Annotated in this window: 9 protein-coding genes; 2 read left to right on the forward strand and 7 right to left on the reverse strand. The window is 42.3% G+C overall.

Annotation, left to right across the window (positions count from 1 at the left end; all coding sequences use genetic code 11):
- Positions 1-73 precede the first annotated feature (73 nt).
- Positions 74-1,684, reverse strand: coding sequence for an alpha-glucosidase (locus O3655_RS04480; protein WP_308697397.1), 1,611 nt, complete (start codon positions 1,682-1,684; stop codon positions 74-76).
- A 151-nt stretch (positions 1,685-1,835) separates the two neighbouring features.
- Here O3655_RS04480 and O3655_RS04485 point away from each other — a divergent pair, with 151 nt between their 5' ends.
- A complete protein-coding gene (locus O3655_RS04485; protein WP_042902876.1) occupies positions 1,836-3,320 on the forward strand; it encodes a DUF1846 domain-containing protein in 1,485 nt (494 codons plus the stop codon).
- A 134-nt stretch (positions 3,321-3,454) separates the two neighbouring features.
- Here O3655_RS04485 and O3655_RS04490 read toward each other — a convergent pair whose 3' ends face one another.
- The 5 genes from O3655_RS04490 to O3655_RS04510 are packed head-to-tail and all read right to left on the reverse strand — an operon-like array spanning position 3,455 to position 7,383.
- The gene (locus O3655_RS04490) at positions 3,455-4,486 is read right to left on the reverse strand and encodes a sensor histidine kinase KdpD (protein ID WP_061853147.1); all 1,032 of its coding nucleotides are present in this window, start codon (positions 4,484-4,486) and stop codon (positions 3,455-3,457) included.
- The gene (locus O3655_RS04495; protein ID WP_308697396.1) at positions 4,453-5,151 is read right to left on the reverse strand and encodes a response regulator transcription factor; all 699 of its coding nucleotides are present in this window, start codon (positions 5,149-5,151) and stop codon (positions 4,453-4,455) included. Before O3655_RS04495 ends, O3655_RS04490 begins: the two co-directional genes overlap by 34 nt.
- 12 nt (positions 5,152-5,163) lie before the next feature.
- Positions 5,164-5,886, reverse strand: coding sequence for a lantibiotic ABC transporter permease (locus O3655_RS04500; protein ID WP_308697395.1), 723 nt, complete (start codon positions 5,884-5,886; stop codon positions 5,164-5,166).
- A complete protein-coding gene (locus tag O3655_RS04505; RefSeq protein WP_308697394.1) occupies positions 5,886-6,674 on the reverse strand; it encodes a lantibiotic ABC transporter permease in 789 nt (262 codons plus the stop codon). The genes O3655_RS04500 and O3655_RS04505 overlap by 1 nt, the downstream gene beginning before the upstream one ends.
- Before the next feature lies 1 nt (position 6,675).
- The gene (locus O3655_RS04510; RefSeq protein WP_308697393.1) at positions 6,676-7,383 is read right to left on the reverse strand and encodes an ATP-binding cassette domain-containing protein; all 708 of its coding nucleotides are present in this window, start codon (positions 7,381-7,383) and stop codon (positions 6,676-6,678) included.
- Positions 7,384-7,679: 296 nt separating this feature from the next.
- Between O3655_RS04510 and O3655_RS04515 the strand changes: the two genes are divergently transcribed.
- Positions 7,680-8,162 (forward strand): S-ribosylhomocysteine lyase, encoded by a 483-nt coding sequence (locus O3655_RS04515; protein WP_308697392.1) that lies wholly within the window; start codon positions 7,680-7,682, stop codon positions 8,160-8,162.
- A gap of 58 nt (positions 8,163-8,220) precedes the next feature.
- Here the strand turns inward: O3655_RS04515 and O3655_RS04520 are convergent, their stop codons facing one another.
- Entirely contained in the window at positions 8,221-10,326 is a 2,106-nt protein-coding gene (locus O3655_RS04520; RefSeq protein ID WP_308697391.1) for an ATP-dependent Clp protease ATP-binding subunit, read from the reverse strand.
- Positions 10,327-10,698: the final 372 nt, after the last annotated feature.

Genomic DNA, 10,698 nt, shown 5'->3' on the forward strand with positions numbered 1-10,698 from the left:
ATTTTTTAGAGGCTTTTCTATATATTTTTTAGTAAAAGAACCCCAAGCATCAAAGGCTTGAGGTTCACTTATTTTAATCCGTTAGTTCCACACAGAAGGCATCCCATGGAGCCAAGGTTTGTTTTTCAACTGCTTCTTTAGCAGTAGTGTTTTCAATCAAGATTGACTTAACTCTTCCTTCTACTGAAAAGTTTTGTTTTTCATTGGACAAGTTAGCCACAACTAGGAAACGACGGTCACCGTCCTTACGGATATAAGCAAAGATCTTGTCAGCTGTATCAAGCAATTCAAAGTCAGCTCGAATCAGCCAGCTGTTCTCCTTACGGATTTGCACGAGTTTTTGATAAGTATAGAAAATCGAATCTGGGTTTGCTAGTGCTTCTTGAACGTTGATTTCTTGATAGTTTGGATTAACTGCCAACCAAGGTTGACCTGTTGAGAAGCCAGCGTTGTTGCTCTCGTCCCATTGCATCGGGGTACGGGCATTATCACGTCCGATGACACGGATACTGTCCATAATTTCCTCGAGCGGAACACCTTTTTCAAGAGCTTCACGCGCATAGTTGAGGGATTCAATATCTTCTACTTGGTCCAGTGTTTCAAACGGATAGTTGGTCATTCCAATCTCTTCACCCTGATAGATATAAGGCGTCCCTCTCATGAGATGAAGCAAAATCGCAAAGGCTTTAGCAGATTTTTCACGGTATTCTTGCTCATTTCCCCAGATAGAGACGATGCGAGGAAGGTCATGATTGTTCCAGAAGAGGGAATTCCAGCCGTCTTCAACTCCTAACTCTGTCTGCCATTTGTTGAAGATTTCTTTCAACTTCCCTACATTTAACTCTTTTTGGTAGTGCCACTTAGGTTGCCCTTCTTGATATTGAAGACAGATGTGTTCAAACTGGAAGACCATAGACAATTCTTGTCCCTTTGGATCAGAGTAGAATTTGGCAATCTCTGGCGTTGCCCCCCATGTTTCCCCTACTGTCAAAAGATCTTTGTCGCCAAAGGTCGCCTGATTCATTTCCTTGAGATAGGGATGGAGCATGGGACCATTATTGACTACCTTCTCATCAGGAATTTTCCCAATCATGTCAATAACATCCATACGGAAACCGCCAATGCCCTTGTCAATCCAGAAGTTCATCATCTCGTAAATTTTCTGGCGCAGTTTTTCATTCTCCCAGTTGAGATCGGGCTGTTTCTTACTGAAAAAGTGGAGATAGTATTGGCCCGACTTTTCATCGTATTCCCAAGCAGACCCACTAAAGATAGACTCCAAATCATTGGGCTCATCTCGCCAGATATAGTAGTCACGTTCAGGGCTGTCAGGATTTTCACAGGCCTCGACAAACCAATCATGTTCATCTGAGGTATGATTGACCACCAAGTCCATGATGATGCGAATATCACGTTTCTTAGCCTCTGCGATCAGTTGGTCCATGTCCTCCATGGTCCCGAAAATAGCTGCAATCGCTTGATAATCAGCAATATCATAGCCATTATCATCCATAGGACTATCATAAACAGGAGAAAGCCAAATCGCTGTGATTCCTAACTTAGCTAGATAGTCTAACTTACTAGTAATTCCTGGCAAATCGCCAATTCCATCTCCGTTGCTATCCATAAAACTCTTGGGATAGACTTGATAGACTACGGCATTGTGCCACCATTTTTCTTGCATCTTCTTACCTCATTATTTTAATAATCTATAGTCTATGATAGCGCTTTTTAAAAGTTAGTGCAAGCGTTTGCCTAATCTTTTTGATTTCTTTTCGATTCCATAGTTTCCTATCTTCCAATTTTTTATTATAATAGAGGTCAGAGGTAAAAAAATGAAAAAACAAGCTTTTAGTTCTGAACAATATTTGAATCTACAGCGCGACCATATCTTGGAGCGCATTAACCAATTTGACGGCAAGCTCTATTTGGAGTTTGGTGGCAAAATGTTGGAAGATTTCCACGCTGCTCGAGTCCTTCCTGGTTATGAGCCTGACAATAAAATCAAGCTCTTGCAAGAATTGAAAGAGCAAGTTGAGGTTGTGATCGCCATTAACGCAAGCAACATCGAACATTCTAAAGCACGTGGTGACTTGGGCATTTCTTATGACCAAGAAGTTCTTCGTTTGATTGACAAATTCAATGAGCTGGGAATTTTTGTTGGCTCAGTTGTCATCACACAATACGCAGGGCAACCCGCTGCAGATGCCTTCCGAAACCAGTTAGATAAAAACGGGATTGATTCCTATCTTCATTATCCAATCAAAGGATATCCGACGGATATGGACCACATCATTTCGCCCGAAGGTATGGGGAAAAACGACTACATCAAAACCAGTCGCAACTTGATTGTCGTGACAGCTCCTGGACCTGGTTCTGGAAAATTGGCAACTTGTATGTCCAATATGTACCATGACCAACTCAATGGCATCAAGTCTGGTTACGCTAAGTTTGAAACCTTCCCAGTCTGGAACCTGCCCCTTCATCATCCGGTCAACTTGGCCTATGAGGCTGCCACCGCAGACCTTGACGATGTCAATATGATTGACCCTTTCCATCTCCAAACCTACGGAGAAACCACTGTCAATTACAACCGTGATATCGAAATTTTCCCAGTGCTCAAACGTATGTTAGAACGCATTCTCGGTGAATCTCCATACGCTTCACCAACAGACATGGGTGTCAACATGGTTGGTTTCGCTATTACAGATGATGAAGCTGCTGTCGAAGCTTCTAAACAAGAAATCATCCGTCGCTACTATCAAACTGTTCTTGATTTTAAAGCTGAAAAAGTCGGAGAAACTGCTGTCAAGAAGATTGAACTTCTCATGAACGACCTCGGCATCACACCTGCAGACCGTAAGGTAGCTGTTGCTGCACGCCAAAAAGCAGAAGAAACTGGTGGCCCTGCCCTAGCCCTTGAATTGCCAAATGGGGAAATCGTGACTGGTAAAAACTCTGAACTCTTTGGTCCTACAGCTGCTGCCTTGATCAATGCTATCAAAAAATCAGCTGACATCGCTAAGGAAGTGAAACTAATCGAGCCTGAAGTCGTCAAACCAATTCAAGGTCTTAAAATCGATCATCTAGGTAGCCGCAATCCTCGCCTCCACTCAAATGAAATTTTGATTGCACTTGCAATCACAGCTATGGAAAATCCTGATGCTGCGCGTGCCATGGAAGAACTTGGGAATCTCAAAGGAAGCGAAGCTCATTCAACCATCATCTTGACCGATGAAGACAAGAACGTCCTTCGCAAACTAGGTATCAACGTAACCTTTGACCCATTCTACCAATACGATCGCTTGTATCGCAAATAAATAAACAAGGCTGGACAAAAACTCAATTCGAGATAAAAATCCAGTAAATCTTTACATAATAAAAAAATCAAACGCATAATATCAAGTCTTTTGGACACTTGGTATTATGCGTTTTTATGATTTTCCATTCTCATTTATTTCAATGAAATTGTCAACTCGACACAGGCTCCTACTTGGTCTGGATTGAGCAGGGTTAGACGACCACCGTGCAAGAGAGCTACTTGCTTAGAAAAGGCTAAGCCGATTCCATGATGGGGATTAGCTGAATTGCGGCTTTGGTCACTCTGATAAAAGAGGCGTTCCGCTCCCAGCAGCATCTCCTCTGAAAATGCAGGGCCATTGTTCCAGATAGCAAAAACCAACTGGTCCTGCTGCACTGATACCATCAGCTTCACTTCCTTTTGATTCTGGTCTGCATGTTCAAGCGCATTCAGTAAAATATTGAGCAAAGCTCGCTTGAGATAGTCCAAATGAATTGACAAAATCAGACTAAGCTCACAATCTTCTTGGAGGTAGAAACGATGGCTTTCCTGTTTGCTGAACAGTGCCCAATCATCCTGTAGATAAGCCAAAAAATCCCCTAAGGAAAGCTGAATGAACTGATTAGAATCAATCTGAAAAGTCTTAGCGTAATCAATCAAAGAGCCACAATACTCTTCCATCTTGTGACTAGCCTGCAAAATCTCAGCAGCATAGTCTGCCTGTGGATGGCCCAACTGCGCCAATTCCAAGAGCTCAGCGTTCCCTTTAATCACAGTTAGGGGCGTCTTCAAATCGTGCGATGTCGCTGATAGCTGTAAAATCAACTCCTGATTATGCTGCTGCTCTCTTTCTAGAAGATGAGCATTTTCTTGGTGGCTGCTCCGTAAATCGCTATAAACTTCTAGCATTTCCTCAATCCGAAAAAGCTGACTTTGATTTTCTTCTAAAAGCTTCTCGCTCTTTAGCATTTTTATTTCCCTGTTGATTTTTCGGAGCAATTTCAAAATATGATAAAAAGTAATCAGCAGCAAGCTCCCCGCCCAAAAGAACAAGGTGAAAAAAACGTGATCACTTCCTTGTGTAAATTCATAGCCTATAAGCACAAAAATCAAAACATGAAAAAATACGATTTTTAAACTGGTTGTCCAGACTAGGCTTTTGAAATTTCGGGTTCTAATTGCCATCTATAGCCTACTCCTCTCACTGTTGCGATTGCTTGCAGCCCTTCTTGTTTGCATTTTTGACGAATCTGATATACATACTCTGAGATGGAGCGAAGCTGTGTTTCTGAGCTTTCTGGGTAAAGTAAAGTATGCAGGCGTTCAGCTGAAAAGGTCTGCTTGGGATTGCTAGCTAGTAAATGCAGCAATTTAAACTCTCGCTCTGAAAATTTCAAGACTTTACCAAAATAGGCAACTTCATAGCGCTCTGGATAAAATTGACAAGAAGCAATTTCAGAATAGCGCTCCTCCCGTCTTTCCTCCCGCCGAAGATGAGCTCTGACACGCGCCAGCAATTCTTTGGTCCCAAAAGGCTTGACAATATAGTCATCTGCTCCGCGAAAGAGCCCTGCCACCTTGTCCGCCTCTAACTCCTTAGCTGTCAGAAAGATGATTGGACACGAAAGATGAGGACGAATGTAGGAACACAGCTCAAAACCATTAACAGGCTCCATCATCACATCTAGCAGAATCAAATCATATCCTACAAAATCCGTCAGTTCTAGCTCTTCTATTCGATCAAGCGTCGTCACATCATAAGCATCGAGCTCTAGGACGTTTTTCACCAGCTTTAAAATGCTCCGGTCGTCATCAACCACCAAAATACGATACTGTCTCATGATTTCCATTATAGCATACCTCTAGCGAACATCTCGTTTCAAGGTCAAGAATATAGCAGAGCTCCAAATCAAAGCTAGCCAGAACAGCTGTATTCCCAACCCTGATAGATCTATTGAATGCTGAAGCCCTTCATACTCAAAAAGATTTAGCGTAGCCAGATCGGGCAGGTACTTTGCTTCTTTGATAAAAGTTGCCAATAAACGGCTAAGACCAATCAAGAGAGGAAATAGCACCGACACCGGCACAACCCAAGATTGAAAGAGCAAAGCGAGACCAGCAGCTAAAAGAGCCAGAAAAAGATTGCTGAGAAGACCAAAAGAGCTGTAATAGAGGAATTTCCCCAGCAAGGGCCAGCTAAAGTCTAGGTCAAATCGAGCCAGCATAACAAAGAAACAGCTGCCTATCATGACACTGTAGAGAACCAAGAGCAGAACGGCCAGAAAAAGGAATTTCCCAGCCAACCAAGCCTTTCTATTTGATACGGTTAGAAAATTCGTTCGCATCCCAGACTTGACAAACTCCTGGGCAAAATAGAGGGAAGTAAAGATGACGATGACAGGCTGCGCCAGATAGAGAGCATGCAAAGCTTCACTCAGAGCCTTTGTCTGGCCAACTGCTGTCTGACTGTAGTCAAGATTCATTAGAAAAAATGGAACGATTACCAGAGCCACCAAGGCTGCACCAAGAGCGAGATAGTAAGAACGGAACTTAATCCATTCACTTTTAAGCAGAGCTTTTATCATCAGTAGCGTCCTCCTAAATCCGTCTTCAAAAAGCGCAGAGAGGCCATGACGCCGATGATTAGCAACCATACGCTTAGTATCAAGAGTCCTTGCAAGGGATTGTTGGCATATTGGGAAGTCGGCGTTGCAACAAATAACTCTCCTGCGGGCTGTGGCAGATAAGCACCCCAACTCGTATGAGCTGCCAGGTAGTTTCCCAGATTATAGAGCTGGGGCACAAGAAAGAGTAAGGGAAGCAACATCGTCCGCCCAAGCAATCCCAATAAAAAGGACAAGAGACCTAGCAATGCAGTAGCTAGTGCCTTCCATAAAAGATGACTCCAAGCAGCTTGATTAAGTATAATTGGATGTAGCCCTTCTTTTCCTAAAGCCAAGTGCATGACAATATAGCTCAAATAAATGGATAACAAGCTAATGATGAGTGAAAACAAACCAAAGGTCAATATTTTCCCCATAAGTAGCTTCAAGCGATTATTACAAGCCAATAGACTGGTTCGCAAGCTATGAGACTGAAATTCCGTTGCTCCCAAAATTCCAGCTAAGATGACTAAAACCATACCACCCATAGAAGCGCCATTAAGACCTAGATATTCAAGCGGATCAATAGCTTCTGCCAGACCGGGAACCGTCTCAGGGGTCGCATCTAAACCGATAGACAGATACTGACGTCCCTCTAGCCATGACACAACAGGTACCAATAACAGCATAAAGACCACACTTACCCTGAAAGCCTTGGTTGATTGGATTTTCAACCACTCTGAATGCAATAAAGACATCGTCTCTTTCATCTTAAACCTCCTCTGTTAAGTCGAAGAAGAGCTCTTCTAAACTATCTGTTCCTTGTAATACATCGTCTAGCGTTCCCTGTTCGATAATTTGCCCATGATGAATCAAGACTACATCATCTGTTACCATTTGTACCTCAGACAGGATATGAGAGGATAGAAGGACGGTTTTCCCTAAATCAGCCTGCTGACGGATGAACTTTCTAAACCACTTAATCCCACTTGGATCCAGCCCATTAGTCGGCTCATCTAATATAAGAAACTGAGGATCACCCAACAAAGCTGCTGCCAAACCCAAGCGTTGACCTTCCCCCAGAGACAGGCTTGACAAGAGGTCCTTCCTCTTATGAGCGATTCCAGTCATCTCCAAAACCTCATCGATCCGAGACTTGGGAATAGCATTACTCGCCGCAATAATCCTCAAGTGGTCATAGACCTTTCGATTTGGTAGACCCCCAATACCGTCAAAAGCTGCACCTACTGTTTTGAGAGGATAAATCATTGACTGATAGGTTTGTCCATCAAAAGTCGCAGTTCCTGCTGTCGCCCGATCTAAGCCCAAGAGAATCCTCAAGGTCGAGCTTTTTCCTGCACCATTATGTCCTAGAAAAGCCGTAATGCGACCACTCCTAGCTGTAAAAGAAATATTCTTTAAAATTTGCTTGTCTCCATATTTTTTAGAAACACGATCAATTTTTACAATATGTTCCATACTGAACTCCTTTATCTTTATTTTCTCCAGTATACCCAATCTAGTTCAGAATTAGTTCAGAGATTAAACAGAAATCTCAGAAAAAGTTGATCCACTTTTCAAAAGTCACCTGAGTTCCACTAGAAAAACTAAACTTTTCTTTCACAAGGTATTCTTCTCTCCATTCTTTCTTTATAGTTCTGAGGTTTATGTATAGAGACTTTATTATCATTCTAGTACCAAAAAAGTCATTTATCAAACTCCATCAACAGCACCCTTTATGATATAATGAAAGAAGAAAACTGAAAGGATTTACCATGCCAAAAGAAGTTATTGTTGAAAGTTTTGAACTTGACCACACTATTGTTAAAGCACCATATGTTCGCTTGATTGGGGAAGAAACCGGACCAAAGGGAGATGTCATCTCCAACTTTGATATCCGCTTGGTACAACCAAACGAAGACTCAATCCCTACAGCAGGGCTTCACACCATCGAACACCTCTTGGCCAAACTCATCCGTACCCGCATTGACGGTATGATTGACTGTTCCCCATTTGGTTGTCGTACAGGCTTCCACATGATTATGTGGGGACGCCATACCAGTGCTGAAATCGCTGCTGTTATTAAGGATTCGCTCAAGGAAATTGCTGAAACCACTACTTGGGAAGATGTTCCTGGAACAACCATCGAATCTTGCGGAAACTACAAGGACCACAGCCTCTTTTCTGCTAAAGAATGGGCAAAGCTCATCCTGGAACAAGGAATCTCAGATGATGCCTTTGAACGCCATGTCATCTAAACACAAAAGGAACCAGCTTTTAGCTAGTTCCTTCTTTTTTTATTCTCAAAATCTTGAGTTAGGCTTTTTCACGAATGACCAAAACGCCATCTTCCATATCTGCTTCCAGATGTTTGGCATCTAGATGATCCAAGTGGAAATCTGTCACCTTATCACGAATTTGTTGTTCAACCACGCGACGGAGAGGACGAACACCCATAACTTCGTCATAACCTTCTTCTGTGATAAAGTCCTTAGCTGCTTGACTAACTTCCAAATCAATGTCTTTCTTAGCCAAGGTTTGGTTGACTTCCGCCAACATCAAGTCCACAATCTTAGAAAGGTCTTCCTTATTCAAGTGTGAGAACTCGATAACTGCGTTAAAGCGGTTAAGGAACTCTGGACGGAAGAATGGTTTCAAACGATCCATCAACTCTGGTTTATCCGCATCTTCAGTCAAGTTGGCTTCATAGCCAAATCCAGCATTTGATGTTGCGATAATGACCGTGTTCTTGAAGTTCACTGTATTTCCTTGACCATCAGTTAAACGACCATCATCCAAGACTTGGAGGAGAAGGGTAATGACTTGAGGATCAGCCTTTTCAATCTCATCCAAGAGAATGATAGAGTAAGGATTACGACGAACACGTTCTGTCAAGGTATTGCTATTGTCATCATACCCCACATAACCAGCTGTTGTACCGATCAACTTAGATACAGCTGTGCGGTCACTGTATTCAGACATATCCAAACGAATGATAGCATCCTTAGTTCCAAACATATCCAGTGCCAATTGCTTAGCAAGCTCGGTCTTACCAACCCCAGTTGGACCTACAAAGAGGAAGCTACCGATTGGGCGATTTCCTTCATCAAAACCAGCACGGTTACGACGGATAGCACGAGCTACAGCTTCAACCGCCTTATCTTGGCCGATTACCTTGTGTTCCAAGCGATGAGCCATATCTTTCAAACGTTCGATGTCTGACGCTCCCATTTGAGACACTGGGATACCAGTCATACGCTCTACGGACTCGGCCACATCGTTGATGCTTGCAGTCACTTTCATGTCTTCTGTGTGGTTTGCGACTTTTTTCTCTAATTCAGCAATGCGTGTTTTGGCATTGAGAGCTGCTTCAAAGTCTTCTGCCTCAACTGCTTTTTCTTGCTTGTCTTTTTCTGCCTCAATTTCCCGTTCAACAGCATGCACATCTGTTACAGGATGTTGAGCTGCCAAGTGAGCTGCTGTTACATCGACAAGGTCAATAGCCTTATCTGGCAAGCTGCGTTGAGGAATGTATTGGATAGAATAATCCACTGCTGCTTTCAAGACTTCGTCTGGTAAGATGACATTGTGGTGTTGTTGATAGAGGTCACGAATCCCTTGAAGGATTTTAAAAGTATCCTCTGCTGAAGGAGCATTGACTTTCACTTCGTTGAAACGACGAGCAAGAGCTGCATTTTTCAAGATGGTGTTACGGTATTCGTCTTGAGTCGTTGCCCCAATCACTGTCAACTCACCACGAGAGAGAGCTGGCTTGAGAATATCCGCAAGACCTTTAGAACCACTATCACCTCCGATTGAGCCAGCGCCAAGGATTTGGTGAATTTCATCAAAGAAGAGGATAATATTGCCTGCTTCTTTCACTTCGTTGACTAGGTTTTGAACGTTTTCTTCAAAGCTACCACGGTATTGAGTACCAGCCTCAAGACCTGAAATATCAATGGAAATGATTTCCTTGTTTTTAATAGCAGCTGGAACGTCTCCATTCACAATTGCTTGTGCTAGACCTTCGACAACGGCTGTCTTACCAACACCTGCATCTCCGACCAGAACAGGATTATTTTTCGTACGACGTGAGAGGATTTCAGATGTTTCTTGAATTTCCTTGTTTCGTCCGATAACAGGATCCAACTTGCCCTCACGAGCTTCCGCTGTCAAGTTACGACCTAGTTTAGCAAGGACACCGTCTTGTTTCATACCTGAAGCGTGTTGTTGCATTTGCGCATCAGATTCTGCATTTCCTGGTAATTGACAAGTTGCACGATACTGAGCAAATTCCTCAGGTGTCACTTCGCGTCCATTAATCAAGTAGCGACGATTTTCAGAACTATATCCTCGCATACCTCCCATCAATTGGTTAAATAAATCATCCATGTTGTTAAAGTTATTAAAGTTGTTGTTCATATTCTTTACCTCGTTTATTCTTAATTATATGCGATCTCTGATATTGACTATCTTTGACCTTTGTTTTAAAAATTTTAGACTAGCTAACTAGCTACCCTACGTATAATTTCTGGTTTTTCTTTCTTAAATAAGCCTTTTATCATCTTCTTTTCAAAATCTGTTAGATTTAACATAGGCCCCACCCCTTTCTAGGGTATCTATCATACATTTTCAATAAATAGAATCATTGAAAATGAAGTTTTCTAAGGAATTCATTTTCCTTATGTTCCTACTATATCACATTGGTCAGTAAAAGTCAATATTTTTTTGACCAAATTTGACTATTTTTTTAAAAATTTTTTGAAGTACAAAAAAAGCCCCTAGAAAACGAAT

The sequence above is a fragment of the Streptococcus sp. 27098_8_70 genome (assembly GCF_041432215.1).
Classification (GTDB): Bacteria; Bacillota; Bacilli; order Lactobacillales; family Streptococcaceae; genus Streptococcus; species Streptococcus oralis_CP.